Source organism: Xylanimonas allomyrinae, from assembly GCF_004135345.1.
GTDB classification, from domain to species: domain Bacteria; phylum Actinomycetota; class Actinomycetes; order Actinomycetales; family Cellulomonadaceae; genus Xylanimonas; species Xylanimonas allomyrinae.
The window spans coordinates 3,018,217-3,033,296 of sequence record NZ_CP035495.1; the positions used below are offsets into that span (position 1 = coordinate 3,018,217).

Annotated in this window: 15 protein-coding genes and 1 pseudogene; 10 read left to right on the forward strand and 6 right to left on the reverse strand. The window is 74.2% G+C overall.

The window, feature by feature from the left end; translation table 11 throughout:
- Positions 1-154: 154 nt before the first annotated feature.
- Positions 155-280, forward strand: coding sequence for a hypothetical protein (locus tag ET495_RS19230; protein ID WP_281276129.1), 126 nt, complete (start codon positions 155-157; stop codon positions 278-280).
- Positions 281-430: 150 nt separating this feature from the next.
- Here ET495_RS19230 and ET495_RS13650 read toward each other — a convergent pair whose 3' ends face one another.
- Together ET495_RS13650 and ET495_RS13655 are read right to left on the reverse strand one after the other, a co-directional pair.
- Positions 431-1,330, reverse strand: a complete 900-nt coding sequence (locus ET495_RS13650) for a DNA-3-methyladenine glycosylase family protein (RefSeq protein WP_129205252.1) — start codon at positions 1,328-1,330, stop codon at positions 431-433.
- A gap of 10 nt (positions 1,331-1,340) precedes the next feature.
- The gene (locus ET495_RS13655) at positions 1,341-1,895 is read right to left on the reverse strand and encodes a ribonuclease H family protein (RefSeq protein WP_245993082.1); all 555 of its coding nucleotides are present in this window, start codon (positions 1,893-1,895) and stop codon (positions 1,341-1,343) included.
- 235 nt (positions 1,896-2,130) lie between these two features.
- On the opposite strand from ET495_RS13655, the gene ET495_RS13660 reads away from it, so the two are divergent.
- Entirely contained in the window at positions 2,131-3,318 is a 1,188-nt protein-coding gene (locus ET495_RS13660) for a VIT1/CCC1 transporter family protein (RefSeq protein ID WP_129205253.1), read from the forward strand.
- Positions 3,319-3,371: 53 nt separating this feature from the next.
- Here ET495_RS13660 and ET495_RS13665 read toward each other — a convergent pair whose 3' ends face one another.
- Both ET495_RS13665 and ET495_RS13670 read right to left on the reverse strand, forming a co-directional pair.
- On the reverse strand, positions 3,372-4,793 hold the full coding sequence (locus tag ET495_RS13665; protein ID WP_245993083.1) for a GntT/GntP/DsdX family permease: 1,422 nt from the start codon (positions 4,791-4,793) through the stop codon (positions 3,372-3,374).
- Between the two features lie 35 nt (positions 4,794-4,828).
- Positions 4,829-5,326 (reverse strand): gluconokinase, encoded by a 498-nt coding sequence (locus tag ET495_RS13670; protein ID WP_129205254.1) that lies wholly within the window; start codon positions 5,324-5,326, stop codon positions 4,829-4,831.
- Between the two features lie 118 nt (positions 5,327-5,444).
- Here ET495_RS13670 and ET495_RS13675 point away from each other — a divergent pair, with 118 nt between their 5' ends.
- Positions 5,445-6,167, forward strand: coding sequence for a FadR/GntR family transcriptional regulator (locus ET495_RS13675; RefSeq protein WP_129205255.1), 723 nt, complete (start codon positions 5,445-5,447; stop codon positions 6,165-6,167).
- Positions 6,168-6,178: 11 nt separating this feature from the next.
- Positions 6,179-7,480 carry an MFS transporter gene (locus ET495_RS13680; protein ID WP_129205256.1) on the forward strand — a complete coding sequence of 434 codons (1,302 nt, stop codon included), beginning with the start codon at positions 6,179-6,181 and terminating at the stop codon, positions 7,478-7,480.
- 90 nt (positions 7,481-7,570) lie between these two features.
- Here the strand turns inward: ET495_RS13680 and ET495_RS13685 are convergent.
- Positions 7,571-8,632, reverse strand: a pseudogene (locus ET495_RS13685) (MFS transporter); the annotation flags it as partial.
- On the opposite strand from ET495_RS13685, the gene ET495_RS19495 reads away from it, so the two are divergent.
- The 5 genes from ET495_RS19495 to ET495_RS13705 all read left to right on the forward strand — a co-directional run bounded on the left by ET495_RS19495 (position 8,571) and on the right by ET495_RS13705 (position 12,302).
- Positions 8,571-8,732 carry a hypothetical protein gene (locus ET495_RS19495; protein ID WP_342770114.1) on the forward strand — a complete coding sequence of 54 codons (162 nt, stop codon included), beginning with the start codon at positions 8,571-8,573 and terminating at the stop codon, positions 8,730-8,732. The pseudogene ET495_RS13685 and the gene ET495_RS19495 sit on opposite strands and share 62 nt — an antisense overlap.
- 78 nt (positions 8,733-8,810) lie before the next feature.
- A complete protein-coding gene (locus ET495_RS13690; RefSeq protein WP_129205257.1) occupies positions 8,811-9,128 on the forward strand; it encodes a GNAT family N-acetyltransferase in 318 nt (105 codons plus the stop codon).
- A gap of 146 nt (positions 9,129-9,274) precedes the next feature.
- A complete protein-coding gene (locus ET495_RS13695) occupies positions 9,275-9,613 on the forward strand; it encodes a GNAT family N-acetyltransferase (RefSeq protein WP_129205258.1) in 339 nt (112 codons plus the stop codon).
- 2 nt (positions 9,614-9,615) lie between these two features.
- A complete protein-coding gene (locus tag ET495_RS13700; RefSeq protein ID WP_162616490.1) occupies positions 9,616-11,451 on the forward strand; it encodes an FAD-binding protein in 1,836 nt (611 codons plus the stop codon).
- A complete protein-coding gene (locus tag ET495_RS13705) occupies positions 11,448-12,302 on the forward strand; it encodes a succinate dehydrogenase/fumarate reductase iron-sulfur subunit (RefSeq protein WP_129205260.1) in 855 nt (284 codons plus the stop codon). The genes ET495_RS13700 and ET495_RS13705 overlap by 4 nt, the downstream gene beginning before the upstream one ends.
- 209 nt (positions 12,303-12,511) lie before the next feature.
- On the opposite strand, the gene pgm is transcribed toward ET495_RS13705, so the two are convergent.
- Positions 12,512-14,185, reverse strand: coding sequence for a phosphoglucomutase (alpha-D-glucose-1,6-bisphosphate-dependent) (gene pgm, locus ET495_RS13710; RefSeq protein ID WP_129205261.1), 1,674 nt, complete (start codon positions 14,183-14,185; stop codon positions 12,512-12,514).
- Between the two features lie 396 nt (positions 14,186-14,581).
- Between pgm and ET495_RS13715 the strand changes: the two genes are divergently transcribed.
- Positions 14,582-14,833 carry a helix-turn-helix domain-containing protein gene (locus ET495_RS13715; protein ID WP_211340848.1) on the forward strand — a complete coding sequence of 84 codons (252 nt, stop codon included), beginning with the start codon at positions 14,582-14,584 and terminating at the stop codon, positions 14,831-14,833.
- The last annotated feature ends 247 nt before the right edge of the window (positions 14,834-15,080 follow it).

Below are 15,080 nucleotides of genomic sequence, written 5' to 3' on the forward strand. Positions count from 1 at the left end.
TCGCCGGTCGAGGCGGCAGCCGAGTGACCCGCCTCACACCGGCTGCGGTGGATTTGAGACGCGGTTCCACGCACAATCCTTGCTTGTCCCGCGACGCGGCGGGCACCGCGGGAAGTCCACGAGCTCGAACCCGCCACGCATGGAGGAAGCACGGATGAACGACACAGAGACGAACCGGTCCATCGCCAACCCGCGCCGGACCACGCTCGCCGGGCGCACGCACGCCGAGGTTGCCCAGCTTCAGCAGCCGGGGTCCCGGGAGGACGACGCCGACCGCTGACCCGCGACCCCGTCGGCTCCGCCGACCCGAGGTACCACGGCCCGGGCCGGCCGCGACCAGCAGCGGCGTGCCGCACGCAGCACGCTGGGTGCCCGCCCCACGGGCGACGCCGGCGCCCGAGCCGCCGAACGCCGCCCGGGGAGCGGCCGGTCAGCACGCCCGATGGTCCGCGACCGCCAGCCGTGGCGCACGCCGCGGTGCGCGCGGGTGCCCCTGGAGCGAGAGCAGCCGCACGACGCGGTGCCGGTGCGGCGCATACGGGGCCAGCAGCCGCAGCATCCCCGCGTCGTCGGTGCGCTCGCCGGTCAGCGCCCAGCCGACCGCCGCGGGCAGGTGCAGGTCACCCACCGAGACCGCGTCGCCGTCGCCGAACGCGCGCTGGGCCACCTCGGCCGATGTCCACGGGCCGACGCCCGCGACCTTCTCCAGCAGCGACCGGGCCTCCCCGCGGTCGAGCGCGGACGCCGTCTCGAGCCGCGCCGCCAGCCGCGCGCATGCGACGGCGGTGCGTGCCCGCCGCGGGTCGACCCCCGCGCGATGCCAGTCCCACGACGGCACCGCCGCCCATGCGCGCGGTGCCGGGACGACGCGCAGGCCCGTCGGCGCGGGCCCGGGCGCGGGGGCGCCGTGCCGTTCCAGCAGCCAGCGCCAGGCGCGGTGCGCGGTCGAGGAGTGCACGCGTTGTTCGAGCACCGCGGGGACGAGCGACTCGAGCACGCGCTCGGTGCGCGGCATCCGCATGCCGCGTGCGCGGCGTGCGGCGTCGCGCACCTGGTCGGGCGGGGCGAACCCGGTCGTGTCGTCGTCCTCGCCGAGCAGCGTGGGCAGCGTGTCGGCGGCCTCACGGGCGCCGTCGCCCCACAGGTCGACGACGACGGCGCACGGGCCGTCCTGGACGATCCGCTGGGTGACGGGACCGGTGGGCAGCAGCGACGTGCGCCACAGGCCCTCGGGTGTACGCCGGACGGTGGGGTCGCCGGGGCCGTGGTGGAGCTGTGCCAGTGTCAGCGCGACGTCGAGCGGACGCGGCGACTCGTGACGCACCCGCATCGCGCGTCGCTCAGTCGAAGAGGGTGCCGAGCTCCCACAGGGGCTCGGCGTCGGCGCGTGCGGCAGGGCGTGTGCCGACCGGGGCGGGGACGCGGGGTGACTCGGCCTGCTGGAGGTCGTCGACGTCTGCGATCAGCACCGAGCCGACCTCGCCGCGTCCCGCGGCCCAGTCGGCGGCAGCGTGGCCCGCGAGCTCGTCTGCGCGTTCGTTGAAGGGGTTGCCCACGTGGCCGCGCACCCAGTGGAAGCGCACGGGGCCGGCGCGGCCGGTGATGGCGGCGTCGATCGCCCGGACCAGCTCGAGGTTCTTGACCGGGCTGCCCGAGGCGGTACGCCACCCCTTGCGCCTCCAGCCCTCGAGCCACTCCGACGAGCAGCGGATGGCGTACTGGGAGTCGGACTCGATGAGCAACGGCTCGCTGCCCGGATGGGCCTCCACGGCGCGCAGCACCGCGGTCAGCTCGGCGATCTGGTTGGTGCCCGAGGCGGCGCCGCCCGAGTCGAACCGCCCGCCCTCGTGGTCGATCCACGCCCAGCCGATCGCGCCCCCGGGTTGCGGAGGCACGAACCGTCGGTGCTCACGATCATCACGCGGCGATTCTGCCCGGGCCACCGACATGGTCGAGCACCCGGCGCCTGAACGCGGCTCGGGTGTCCGGGGTGGACGCGTGGCGGCCCGTGCGGGAGCGCCCCGGCGCACAGGCCGGAGGCCGCGGATGGGGCGATGCGAAACCGCAGGCCGTGCCGCCGCACCCAGAATCGGAGGCATGACCCCCGCTGCGCCCCGCACAATCGAACGCATGACCACCCCCACGCCTGCGCAGCGCGCGGCAGGGCAGCACCCGGCTCGCCCCCGCACCCCCGCCGACATCCGCCGCTGGCGCCGCTACCTCGCGGACGAGCGGGCCGAGGCCGCGGTGTACCGCGACCTGGCGAGCCGTCGCACGGGCGAGGAGCGCGAGATTCTCCTGGCGCTGGCCGCCGCCGAGCGGCGCCACGAGAAGCACTGGCTCGACCTGCTGGGCGACGACGCCGGGCGCCCGCTGCGCGGCGACCTGCGCACCCGCGTGCTCGGGTGGCTCGCGCGGCGTCTGGGCGGCGTGTTCGTGCTCGCGCTCGCGCAGCGGGCCGAGTCGCGCTCGGCCTACACCCAGGAGATCGACGCGACGCAGGCGATGGCCGCGGACGAGCAGATCCACGAGGAGGTGGTCCGCGGTCTGGCGACCCGTGGCCGCAACCGCCTGTCGGGCACGTTCCGCGCGGCCGTGTTCGGCGCGAACGACGGGCTCGTCTCGAACCTCGCGCTCGTGCTGGGCATCGGCGCGTCGGGCGCCTCGCAGCAGGCGGTGCTGCTGACCGGGCTCGCCGGGCTGCTCGCGGGTGCGCTGTCGATGGGCGCGGGCGAGTACATCTCGATCCGCTCGCAGCGCGAGCTGCTCGCGGCCTCGACCCCGGCGTCGTCGGCGGCGAACGCGCTGCCGCACCTCGACCTGGACGCCAACGAGCTCGCGCTCGTCTACCGTGCGCGGGGCATGCAGGCCGTGGACGCCCAGGCCCACGCCGACCGGGTGCTGCTGCGCCTGACGGCCTCCGGGGCGACGTCGGGCAGCGGGGCCGTGCCGCTCGTGCCGAGCCAGGCCGACCTGCACGCGAGCCACGAGGCCGAGGCCGCCGCGGGCGTCGTCGCCGAGGACGACGACCTCGAGACGCACGGCACCGCGTGGGGCGCCGCGATCTCCAGCTTCTGCTTCTTCGCCTCGGGCGCCGTGATCCCCGTGCTGCCCTACCTCTTCGGCATCACGGGCATGGCCGCGGTCGCCGTCGCGGCGGGCCTCGTCGGGATCGCGCTGCTCGCGACGGGTGCCGTCACGGGCCTGCTGTCGGGGGCCTCGCCCCTGACCCGTGCGCTGCGGCAGCTCGCGATCGGCTTCGGCGCGGCGGCCGTGACGTACGGGCTGGGCCTCGCGTTCGGCACGACGATGGCCTGACGCCGGGCTGCAGGGCCCGGCGTCAGGCCATCGAGGGCGCTCCGGCCTGGGTGCTAGACCACCAGGCCGAGCAGCATCACGACGCCGCCGGCCACGACCGACAGCACCGTCTCCATGAGGGACCACGTCTTGAACGTCTGGCCGACGGTCATGCCGAAGTACTCCTTGACCAGCCAGAACCCGGCGTCGTTGACGTGCGACAGGAACACCGAGCCGGCGCCGATGACCAGCACCATGAGCGCCGCGTGCGTCGGGTCGAGGCCCGCCGCGATCGGGGCCATGATCCCGGCCGCGGTGATCGTCGCGACGGTCGCCGAGCCCGTGGCCACGCGGATCAGCACCGCCACGAGCCAGCCCGCCAGGAGCGGGTTGAGGTGTGCGGACGTGATGCCGTCGGCGATGACCTGCCCGACGCCGGACGCGACGAGCGTCTCCTTGAAGCCGCCGCCCGCGCCCACGATGAGCAGGATCCCGGCGATCGGCACGAACGAGGACCCGACCAGGTCGGAGAGCTGCGCGCGGGTGCGCCCGACGGCGGAGCCGAACGCGAACAGGGCGACGAGCGACGTCGCCAGCAGGGCGACGAGCGGCGTGCCGAGGAACTGGAACACGCTGCCCGCGGGGGTCTCCTCCAGGTGCCGGATGTCGACGACGGCGCGCACGAGCATGAGCGCGACGGGCAGCAGCACGACGCCGATCGACACGGCGAAGCTCGGGCGACGGCGACCCTCCTCGGCGGAGGTCTCCTCGATGCCGAGCACCGTCGTCGGCGGGTCGAGGTGGACCCAGCGCACGAGGATCTTCGCCAGGACGGGGCCGGCCAGGATCACGGTCGGGATCGCGACGAGCAGGCCCAGGCCGAGCGTGAGGCCGAGGTCGGCGCCCAGGGCGCTGATCGCCAGGAGCGGGCCGGGGTGCGGGGGCACGAGGCCGTGCAGTGCCGAGAGCCCGGCGAGCGCGGGGATGCCGACGAGCACGGGCGAGAGCCGGGCGCGGCGCGCCACGAGCATGACCACGGGGATGAGCAGCACCACGCCGACCTCGAAGAACAGCGGGATGCCGATGATGAACGCGATGAACGCGAGCGCCCACGGCACGCGTTGTGCGGGCGTGCGGGCGAGGATCGTGTCGACGATCTGGTCGGCGCCGCCCGAGTCGATGAGCAGCTTGCCGATGATCGCGCCGAGCGCGATGAGCACGCCGACGCCGCCGACGGTGGACCCCAGGCCTTTCGAGAAGGCGTCGAACGCCTGGACCAGGCCGGTGCCGGCCACGAGCGCGAGCACGCCCGAGCCGATCACGAGGGCCAGGAACGGGTGCATCTTGGCCCAGACGATGAGGGCCACGATGACGGCGATGCCGATCACGGCGGCCAGCACGAGCTGCCCGGTGGGCGCGGAGGGTGCGTCGTCGGCGAGGCGGAGGCTCGCTGGGACGGTGCCGGCCATGCCGGCGAGGGTGACGAGGGAATGCATCATCGCTCCTTTGCGACGGTGGTTCTGGGTGGGGGTCAGTCGGTCGCGTCTGCGCCCGCGCCGGTGAGGCGCGCGAGTGCGACGTCGGCGATCTGGTCGGGGCGGGGGGCGATGTCAACGGTGAAACCGGGCTCGTCGGGGCCCAGCGGTTCGAGGGTGCCGAGCTGGCTCGTCAGCATCGCGGGCTTCATGAAGTGCCCGGCGCGGCCCTGGATGCGCTCGGTGAGCAGCTCGTGTGATCCGGTGAGGTGGATGAACTGCACGGGGCCCGCCTCGCGCAGCAGGTCCCGGTAGGACCGCTTGAGGGCGCTGCACGGCACGACGGCGGCGTGTCCCGCCGCGCGCTGCGCTGCGAGCCAGTCGCGGATGCCGCGCAGCCAGGGCCATCGGTCGTCGTCGGTGAGCGGCGTTCCGGCCGCCATCTTGGCGACGTTGGCCACGGAGTGGAAGTCGTCGCCCTCGGCGAAGGAGGCTCCGAGACGGCCGGCCAGGAGGGCGGCGATGGTGGTCTTGCCCGAGCCGGCGACGCCCATGACGACGACGAGGGGTGGTGGGGGGAGGTGACGTCGGTGTCCACGGGAGCCAGGATGACCTATTGGTAACACCTTTCGCAAGCGATAGGTGGTACCAATTGCGTAATACCCTGAGCAGGTGCCATCCCCCGTCCTCCACACCAGCGTGCTCGACACGCTCGGGCGCCGCATCGCAAGCGGCGAGCTGCGCGAGGGAGCGGTGCTCACGCTCGATGCCATCGGCGGCGAGTTCGGCGTCTCGCGCACCGTCGCGCGCGAGGCCATGCGGATGCTGGAGAACCTCGGCCTGGTGCGCTCGAGGCGGCGCGTCGGAATCGTTGTCCTCGGCATGGCCGACTGGCACGTGCTCAGCCCCCGCGTCATCGCCTGGCGTCTTCAAGGGGCCGGGCGCGGCGCGCAGCTGCGCACCCTCACCGAGCTGCGCCACGCCGTCGAGCCGCTCGCCGCGGCCGGGGCCGCACGGCACGCACCCCCGGAGGTGCGGGCCGAGCTGGTCACCATCGCCAAGCGGATGCGCGAGCTCGGCGAGGCCGGCGAGGGCGACCACGACGAGTTCCTCGAGCTCGACGTGCGCCTGCACGAGCTGCTGCTGAGCGCGAGCGGCAACGAGCTGTTCGGCGCGCTGTCCGGCGTCGTCGCCGCCGTCCTGTCCGGGCGCACCTCGCTCGGCCTCATGCCGGCCTCGCCCGTGCCGGCCGCGCTCGACGCCCACGAGGCCGTCGCCCGCGCCGTCGCCGACGGCGACTCCGACGCCGCCCAGCGCGCCATGGCCACCATCGTCGACGAGGTGCAGGACGCCCTGGTCGACGTCGACGCGGCCCTCGCCGCCGACCCGTCCTGACCTGGGCGACGATGGCACGCCTGCTCGCCGACCTCACGCCCCTGCGCGTCTCCCCGGACTTCCGCCGCCTGTGGTGGGGGCTGGGCATCTCCAACCTGGGCTCCCAGCTCACCGTCGTCGCCGTCGGGCTCCAGGTCTACGACCTGACCGGCTCGACGCTCGCCGTCGGGACGCTCGGCGTGTTCGCGCTGGTCCCGCTCATGGTGCTGGGCCTGTACGGCGGTGCCCTCGTCGACCGGCACGACAGGCGCACCGTCGCACTCCTCGCCTCGGTCGTGCTGTGGCTCGTGACCATCGCGATCGCGGTGCAGGCGTGGCTCGACGTCGGCTCCGTGCACCTGCTGTACGGGCTGGTCGCGCTCCAGTCGGCCGCGTTCGCGATCAACAACCCGGCCCGCTCCGCGATCATCCCGCGGCTGCTGCCCGCCCACCTCATGCCCGCGGCCAACGCGCTGCAGACGCTCACGCTCAACGTCGCCCTCACCGGCGGACCGCTCGCCGGGTCCGCGCTCGTGCTCGCAGGCGGCTACGGCTGGGCGTACACCATCGACGCGCTCGCGTTCACGGCCGCGCTGTGGGCGACCTGGCGCCTGCCCCACCTGCCGCCAGAGGTCGCGCCCGACGCCGCCGCCGGCGCCGGGGTGCAGCGCGCGAGCGGGCTGCGCTCCGTGCTCGACGGCCTGCGCTACCTGGCGACCCGGCCCAACCTGCGCACGTCGTTCGTCGTCGACCTGTGCGCCATGGTGCTCGCCTTCCCGCGCGTGCTCCTGCCCGCCGCCGGCCTGATCTACCTGGGCGGCGGCGCCGGGACCACGGGCGTGCTCGCCGCCGCGTTCGCCGCGGGCGGGATCCTCGCCACGCTGTTCTCGGGCCCGTTCGGCCACGTGCACCGGCAGGGCCGGGCGATCATCTGGGCGATCACCGCCTGGGCACTGTCGGTCGCGGCCTTCGGCGTCGTGCTCGTGCTCGTGGGCCGCGGCAACCCCACGGGCGTGCTCGCCGGAGCGCTCGTGCTGGCGTGCGTCGCGCTCATGCTCGCCGGCGGGACCGACGCCGTCTCGGCGATCTTCCGCCAGTCGATCCTCCAGACCGCCGCGCCCGACCACATGCGCGGGCGGCTCCAGGGCGTGTTCATCGTCGTCGTCGCGGGCGGTCCGCGGCTGGGCGAGCTGTGGCTGGGCGCCCAGGCGAGCTGGTTCACCGAGGGGTGGGCCGCCGTCGCCGGCGGGCTGACCTGCCTCGTCGCGCTGTGGCTCGTCGCGTGGCGGACGCCGCGCTTCTGGCGCTACGACGCCCGCACGCCCGAGCCGTGACGGGCCGGGACTGACGCCGTCAGTGGTCGACGACGGCCCCTGGGCCGCGTGACCCTGCTGGCGGCGCAGCGTCGGCAACGCCGCCCCGGCCAGCACCACGCACACCCAGCCCGCCACCATCGCCACCAGGAACCCGGCGTGCGAGCCGGCCGCGTCGATGCGCGCGCCGCCCAGCCACGAGCCGAGCGACGACCCCGCACCGATCGACGTGCCCACCCACGCGAGCCCCTCGGTCAGCCTGCGGTGCGGCACCAGGGCCTGCACCATGGCGTTGCCGTTGATCACCGTCGGTGCGATCGCGAAGCCCGTGACGCACATGACGAGCGCGAGCACCGGCAGCGAGCGCACCGTGAAGAACAGCGACACGCCCGCCGCGAGCAGCACGGTGCCGCCGGCGAACCGGGTCGACAGCCGAGACGTCCAGTGCTTGGCGCCGTACAGCAGCCCCGACACGAGCGAGCCCAGCGCGAACGCCGCGAGCACCAGCCCGGCGGCGGCCCGATGCCCGTGCTCGGTCGAGAACGCGACGGTCGCGACGTCGACCGCGCCGAAGATCGTGCCCATCGCCACGAAGACCAGCGCGAGGGCGGGCATCCCGGGCACGAAGAGCGCCGACCGCGGGCCGGGCGCACGCACCCGCCCCGCGTCGGGGGCGTCGTCGTGCACGCGCACCGGCGGCTCAGTGGCCCGCTGGAGCAGGAACGCCAGGCCGCCGACCGCGCCGGCGAACGCCGCCAGCAGCAGCGCGGCGGGCGGGATCACGGCCGTGGCCAGGAGCGTCGCGAGCACCGGCCCCACGATGTACACGAGCTCGTCGACGGCGGACTCGAACGAGAACGCGGTGTGCAGGCGCCGCGGGTCGCCCAGCGTGTGCGTCCACCGGGCACGCACGTACGAGCCGTACGAGCCGCTCGCGGCACCCGCGACCACCGCGAGCGGCCACAGCACCGGCTCGGGAGCGCCCATCGCCGCCGCGGTCACCAGGCCGAGCAGCCCCGCCGTCGTGATCGCCAGCATCGGCATCAGCACGCGGCGCTGACCGGCGCGGTCCACCAGCCGGGCAACCTGCGGCGAGCCGAGCGACTGGGCGATGACCAGCACCGCGGACACGCGCCCCGCCATCGCGTACGAGCCCGTGTACGCCTGGATCATCAGCACCGTGCCGATGCCCACCATGGACATCGGGAGGCGGGCCAGGCCGCCCGCAGCGGAGAACGCCGCGGCCCCCGGGGCGCGCAGCACGTCGAGATAGGGGTTGCGGGGCACCACCAGATTCTTGCAGGCCCGACACTTTCAGGCCTCGGAGCGCGTCAGCGGGTACCGTTCGGGCATGACGGTACCGACGCAACCCGCTGAGCAGGCGCCGGTGTGCGTCATCGTGAAGGTGCCGGAGCAGTCGCGATACGAGGCACACCACCCCGAAAACGGTCGCGTCATGGGCTGGCTCAACTACCGCATCGAGGGCGACGTCGTCGTGATTCCCGCCACGGTCACCGTCCCGGAGTTCCGTGGGCGCGGCGTGGCGGGGTCGCTCGCGCGGCAGGCGCTCGAGGACGTGGTCGACGTGGGCAAGAAGGTCGACGCGCTGTGCTGGTACGTCGCCGAGTTCATCGAGCGCAACCCCCGGTACTACTCGTTGCAGGTCTGACGCGATTCGGGCGCCGGCGCCGACGGGGCGCGCTGCGGCCGCACCCGGGCGCTGAGGTGCGGCGACGTGGCCGCGGGTCGGCCGTCGCGCGGCGCGTCACGCGCGCGCGGCTGGACCGGCGCCGCCCCGCGGGCGACGATGGGCGCATGACCGAGGCAAGACACGTCACCGTCACGGACGCCCCGGCGCGGTCGGCGTTCGTCGCGACTCTCGACGACGGCACGCTCGCCGGGGCCGCGTACTACGAGCGGCGTGGCGGCGTGGTGATCTTCACGCACACCGAGGTGGACCCTGCGTTCGAGGGGCAGGGCGTCGGGTCCCGGCTGGCCGCGGACGCGCTCGGGCTGGTGCGCGAGGCGGGCGACGTCGTCGTGCCGTTGTGCCCGTTCATCCGCGCCTTCATGGCCAAGCACCCCGAGCACGACGACCTGCTCCAGACCCGGACCGACTTCGGCACCCGCGTCGCGGGCCCGGGCGCTCCGTAGTGGTGCGCGTCGAGCACGCGGACGTCGTCGTCGTCGGAGGTGGGGCGGCCGGGCTGAGCGCGGCGCTCGCCGCCGTCGAGGCGTGTGCCGCCGCCGGGCGGGACGACGCCGTCGTGGCGCTGGTGTCGAAGGTGTACCCGATGCGGTCGCACACCGTGGCGGCCGAGGGCGGTGCCGCGGGTGTCGTGCCCGGCGGTGAGGACACGCTCGACCAGCACGTGGCGGACACGCTGGCCGGCGGGGCGGGGCTGTCGCACCCGGACGCGGTGCGGTACGTCGTCGAGCGCGCGGCCGGGGAGCTGGCACGCCTGGAACGCCTGGGCATGCCGTGGTCGCGCACGGCCGAGGGACGCCCGGCGGTGCGCCGCTTCGGTGGCATGAGCCGGCCGCGCACCTGGTTCGCGGCCGACAAGACGGGCTTCCACCTCCTGCACACCCTGTTCCAGACCACGCTGCGCGAACGGTCGATCCGCCGCTACGACGAGCACGTCGTCCTGGACCTCCTCCTGACCGCCGAGCGTGAGGCTCGCGGGATCGTCGGGTACGACCAGCAGCGGGGCGAGGTCGTCGTCGTGCTCGCCCCGGCCGTCGTGCTCGCGACCGGCGGATACGCGCGAGCGTGGGGCACCTCGACCAACGCGGGGATCGTCACCGGCGACGGACTGTCCATGGCGTTGCGCGCCGGGCTCCCGCTGCGTGACCTCGAGATGGTGCAGGTCCACCCCACCTGCCTGCCGGGCAGCGGCCTGCTCATCACCGAGGCCGCGCGCGGCGAGGGCGGCGTCCTGGTCGACGCGACCGGGCAGCGGTACCTTGCCGACTACGGGCTCGGCCCGGTCACGCCCGTCGGCGCACCCGAGCCGCGCCGCATGGAGCTCGGCCCGCGCGACAAGCTCTCGCAGGCCTTCTGGCACGCCGAACGCGACGGCCGCACCGTCCCGACGCGCGACGGCGGCGTCGTCCACCTCGACCTGCGCCACCTCGGCAAGGCCGTGATCGACGAGCGCCTGCCGCTCGTGTCGGGTCTCGCCCGCCGCTTCGCGGGCGTCGACCCGGTGCACGAGCCCGTCCCGGTGCGGCCCGCGGCGCACTACACGATGGGCGGCATCGTCACGACGGCGTCGGGCCAGGTGCTCGACGACGCCGGCCGGCCCGTCGACGGCCTGTTCGCCGCCGGGGAGTGCGCCTCGACGGGCCTGCACGGGGCCAACCGCCTGGGCTCGAACTCGCTGGTGGAGACGCTCGTGGTGGGCCGCGAGGCGGGGCTCGCGGCAGCCGGCGTGGCGGGGTCGCGCGCACCGGCCCAGGGCACGGAGCTCGTGGACCACGCGCGCGACCTCGCCGACACCCGGCTCGCGATGCGCGGCCGGGGCACCGAACCGCCCGCGCCCCTGCGCAAGGAACTCGGCCGGGTGCTCGACGCGGACGTCGGCATCTTCCGTGACGCCGACGGGCTCGCGCGCGCGAGCGCCACGCTCGACGACCTCCACGCCAGGTTCCAGGACGTCCGCGTCGCGGACACGGCCGACGTCCTCAACACCGACTGGGCGCAGGTCCTCGAGCTCGGCGCGATGCTCACCGTCGCGCGCGGGGCGGTCGCCGCCGCCGTCGCGCGGACCGAGTCGCGCGGTGCCCACCAGCGCCTCGACCACCCGCAGACCGACGACGTCGCCCGGCACAGCCTCGTGACGCTCGACCCGGCGGGGGAGACGCACGTGCGGCTGGTGCCCGTGGAGGGTGCCGGCACCGCCATCGGCGCCGACATCGGTACCGACATCGACACCGCAGTCGGCACCCCCGGCGGCACCGCAGTCGGCACCACGCAGGGGGACGCATGACCGACCAGACGCTCCGCGTCACCGTCACCCGGCAGGAGCCGGGCGAGCCTGCGCGAGACGAGACCTTCGACGTCCCGTACGACGACCGCACCTCCGTGCTCGACGCGCTCGACTGGATCAAGGACCACGCCGACGCGAGCCTCACCTTCCGGTGGTCGTGCCGCATGGGCGTGTGCGGTTCGTGCGGCGTCATGGTCAACGGTCGCCCGGTGCTGGGCTGCGAGACGACCGTCGCCGGCTACCGCACCTCGGGCATCACCGTGGGCCCGATGGCACACGCGGCGGTGCAGCGGGACCTCGCCGTGGACACCGACGAGTTCCTGGCGAAGCTGCGCTCCGTCTCGCCCTGGATGCTCCCGGCCCCAGAGGCGGCCCTGGCTCTTGGGGCGGCCCCGGGCTCCGAGGCGGCCCTGGCCCCCGAGGCAGCTCCGGGGTCCGAGGCGGCCTGGGCTCCTGGGGCGGCCCCGGCTCTTGGGGCGGCCCCGACTCCCGGGACCGCTCCCGCGGGTGTGCCCGCGCTCGACGTCCTCGCCGTCCACACCCAGACGCCCGGGCAGGTCGAGGCCTACCGTGGCCTGTCCCAGTGCATCGACTGCATGCTCTGCTACGCCGCCTGCCCCGTGCTCGACGACGTCGCGGGGTTCACCGGCCCCGCCGCCGCCGCGACGGCACGCCGCTGGGACCTCGACTCGCGCGACCAGGGCAACGACGTCCGCATGGTCGCGCTGGTCGAGAACGAGGAGGGCATCTGGCCCTGCACCCAGGTGGGCGCATGCACGCGCGCCTGCCCCAAAGGCGTCGACCCGGCCCGCGCCCTACGCGACGCCCAACGCGAGGCCATGGGCGGCTGACCCCCCCTGGCCGGTCCGGGCCTCCCGCGTTACCGCCCCCCGCGTCTGGTCGTCGGTTTGGCGTCTGATCGTCAGACGGGATCGACGACCAGACGCCAAACCGACGACCAGACGGCGGCCCGCGCGCCGGGCGAGCAGACGGCGGCCCGCGCGCCGGGCGAGCAGACGTGCGGGCCGGGCGCCGGGCGAGCGGGCGCCCGGCCCGCACGTCAGGCGAGTGCGTCGCCGACCACCTGCTTGGCGGCCTCCTGCACCTGCGTCAGGTGTTCGGCCGACACGAAGCTCTCCGCGTAGATCTTGTACACGTCCTCCGTGCCCGACGGGCGGGCCGCGAACCACGCGTCCGCCGTCGTCACCTTGAGGCCGCCGATCTTCGCTCCGTTGCCGGGTGCGGCGGTGAGCTTCGCGGTGATGTCCTGCCCCGCCAGCGACGTCGAGGTCACCTGCTCCGGTGACAGCGCGGCCAGCCGCGCCTTCTCGTCACGCGACGCCGCGGCGTCGACGCGGGCGTACCAGCTCTGCCCGTACCGGCCGACCAGGGCGGCGTGGTGCTGCGACGGCGAGGTGCCGGTGGTCGCGATGATCTCGCTCGCCAGCAGCGCCAGCAGGATGCCGTCCTTGTCGGTCGACCACACCCGCCCGTCACGGCGCAGGAACGATGCGCCCGCCGACTCCTCGCCGCCGAACCCGACCTCGCCCGACAGCAGCCCGGGAACGAACCACTTGAACCCGACCGGCACCTCGATGACACGGCGTCCCAGCCCCGCCCCGACCCGGTCGATGAGCGACGACGACACGAGCGTCTTGCCGATCGCGGCATTCGCGGGCCAGCCCGGCCGCGCCCCGCCGTACAGGTACTGGATGGCCACGGCGAGGTAGTGGTTGGGGTTCATCAGCCCGGCGTCCGGGGTCACGATGCCGTGCCGGTCGGAGTCGGCGTCGTTGCCGGTGGCGACGTCGAACGGTGCGCTCCCGCCCGCCATCCGTTCCCGCAGGGACGCCATCGCGTACGGCGAGGAGCAGTCCATGCGGATCTTGCCGTCCCAGTCGAGCGTCATGAACGCCCACCGCGGGTCCACCTGCGGGTTCACCACGGTCAGGTCGAGCCGGTGCCGCTCGCCGATGGCACCCCAGTACTCGACCGACGCGCCACCCAGCGGGTCGGCGCCGATCCGCACGCCTGCCGAGCGGATCGCGTCGAGGTCGAGCACGTTCGGCAGGTCGTCGACGTACGTGGCGAGGAAGTCGTGCCGGTGGGTGGTGTCGGCCGCCAGCGCCTGCTCCACCGAGACGCGCCGCACCTGCGAGATCCCTCCGCGAACGATGTCGTTGGCGCGGTGGGCGATCCACGACGTCGCGTCGGTGTCCGCAGGCCCGCCGTGCGGCGGGTTGTACTTGAACCCGCCGTCGCGCGGCGGGTTGTGCGACGGCGTCACGACGATGCCGTCTGCCAGCCCGGCGCCGGAGGTCCGCATGCCGCCGTCGGCGACGGCGCCGTTGTGCAGGAGGATCGAGTGCGACACGGCGGGGGTCGGCGTGAACGAGTCGCGCGCGTCGATCATCACGGTGACGCCGTTCGCGGCGAGCACCTCGAGTGCCGACCGCCACGCCGGCTCGGACAGCGCGTGCGTGTCGCGGCCGATGAACAGCGGGCCGTTGGTGCCCTGTGACGCCCGGTACTCGACGATCGCCTGCGTGATGGCGACGATGTGCGCCTCGTTGAAGGCGTGGTCGAGCGACGAGCCGCGGTGGCCCGACGTGCCGAAGACGACCTGCTGTGCGGGGTCGTCGACGTCGGGGGTGAGGTCGTAGTAGGCGCCGACGAGGGCGTCGATGTCGATGAGGTCTTCAGGCAGGGCGGTCATGCCGGCGCGTGCGTGCATGAGGCTGATCCTGCCAGCGGACGACGGCGGGGGCGCGGCTGAAGGTCGGGTGTGATCGGCGGGGGTCACAGGGCTCAGATGGGGGCGCCCCGCGTCCCCGCTTGCGCGGGGAGCACGAGTGTGGCGGGACGCCTGTCCGCAGCTTGCACGGCTCACCCCGCCAGAGAGGCGGGAGCAGTGAGATTCTAGATTGTAAAGTGTAAACTGCGTACTGGTCGCGCGCGTAGTACTTTGGCTCTCGGGTGGGCGCACGAACTGGCACATCACACCGGGTCGTTGTGCGGGTGGAATGCCCACGCTGTGACGCGATGCCTTCCTTTGCGACGTCCTATCTCGTCCACATTGAGGACTGTCGTGCCTCATCGACATGCGGGAATGACGACGATTGGAGACATCATGAGTCGCTTTGCCCACGACCCTTTCACCCTCGGCGCTGCCGTCCGCGACGCGCGGGTCAGCGCTGGCCGAACTCAGGCCGAGGTCGCGCAGGCGGCCCATTGCTCTCGGCAGTGGTTGGTGGGATTCGAGCGCGGCGACCGCTCGAGGGCTGAAGCCGACGTCGTCTTCCGCGTCCTTCACGCGCTCGGACTCCATGTGCGTCTCGAAGCGATACCCGAGCCGGGTGACGAGGAACTGCTGCCGTTGTGAGCGCGTGCCCTGCTGTCCTGCTCAAGGGAGTCGCGTGGCGATCTGGAGCAGCGTCCGCGCGGGGCACACCTCGTTGTCTGCGCGCCGACGCCGTCGCGCCCGCGCGCACGTCGCTGTCCCTGGTGACTCCGCTCTCGCCGGCGAGGCACACCGCGCTCACAGCCGACCCGGCATGCTCGGACCTCTCCCCGATCGGCAAGAGGTGCGGGACCGGCGGGGGCGCCGCTTCGGTGCGCCGGCCGGAAAC

Excerpts from the sequence above, each read along its gene's own strand:
- ET495_RS19230 (WP_281276129.1), top strand. The coding sequence starts at position 155 with ATGAACGACACAGAGACGAACCGGTCCATCGCCAACCCGCGCCGGACC.
- ET495_RS13650 (WP_129205252.1), bottom strand. The coding sequence starts at position 1,330 with ATGCGGGTGCGTCACGAGTCGCCGCGTCCGCTCGACGTCGCGCTGACA.
- ET495_RS13660 (WP_129205253.1), top strand. The coding sequence starts at position 2,131 with ATGACCACCCCCACGCCTGCGCAGCGCGCGGCAGGGCAGCACCCGGCT.
- ET495_RS13665 (WP_245993083.1), bottom strand. The coding sequence starts at position 4,793 with ATGCATTCCCTCGTCACCCTCGCCGGCATGGCCGGCACCGTCCCAGCG.
- ET495_RS13670 (WP_129205254.1), bottom strand. The coding sequence starts at position 5,326 with ATGGGCGTCGCCGGCTCGGGCAAGACCACCATCGCCGCCCTCCTGGCC.
- ET495_RS13680 (WP_129205256.1), top strand. The coding sequence starts at position 6,179 with ATGGCACGCCTGCTCGCCGACCTCACGCCCCTGCGCGTCTCCCCGGAC.
- ET495_RS19495 (WP_342770114.1), top strand. The coding sequence starts at position 8,571 with ATGACCAGCACCGCGGACACGCGCCCCGCCATCGCGTACGAGCCCGTG.
- ET495_RS13690 (WP_129205257.1), top strand. The coding sequence starts at position 8,811 with ATGACGGTACCGACGCAACCCGCTGAGCAGGCGCCGGTGTGCGTCATC.
- ET495_RS13695 (WP_129205258.1), top strand. The coding sequence starts at position 9,275 with ATGACCGAGGCAAGACACGTCACCGTCACGGACGCCCCGGCGCGGTCG.
- ET495_RS13705 (WP_129205260.1), top strand. The coding sequence starts at position 11,448 with ATGACCGACCAGACGCTCCGCGTCACCGTCACCCGGCAGGAGCCGGGC.
- pgm (WP_129205261.1), bottom strand. The coding sequence starts at position 14,185 with ATGCACGCACGCGCCGGCATGACCGCCCTGCCTGAAGACCTCATCGAC.
- ET495_RS13715 (WP_211340848.1), top strand. The coding sequence starts at position 14,582 with ATGAGTCGCTTTGCCCACGACCCTTTCACCCTCGGCGCTGCCGTCCGC.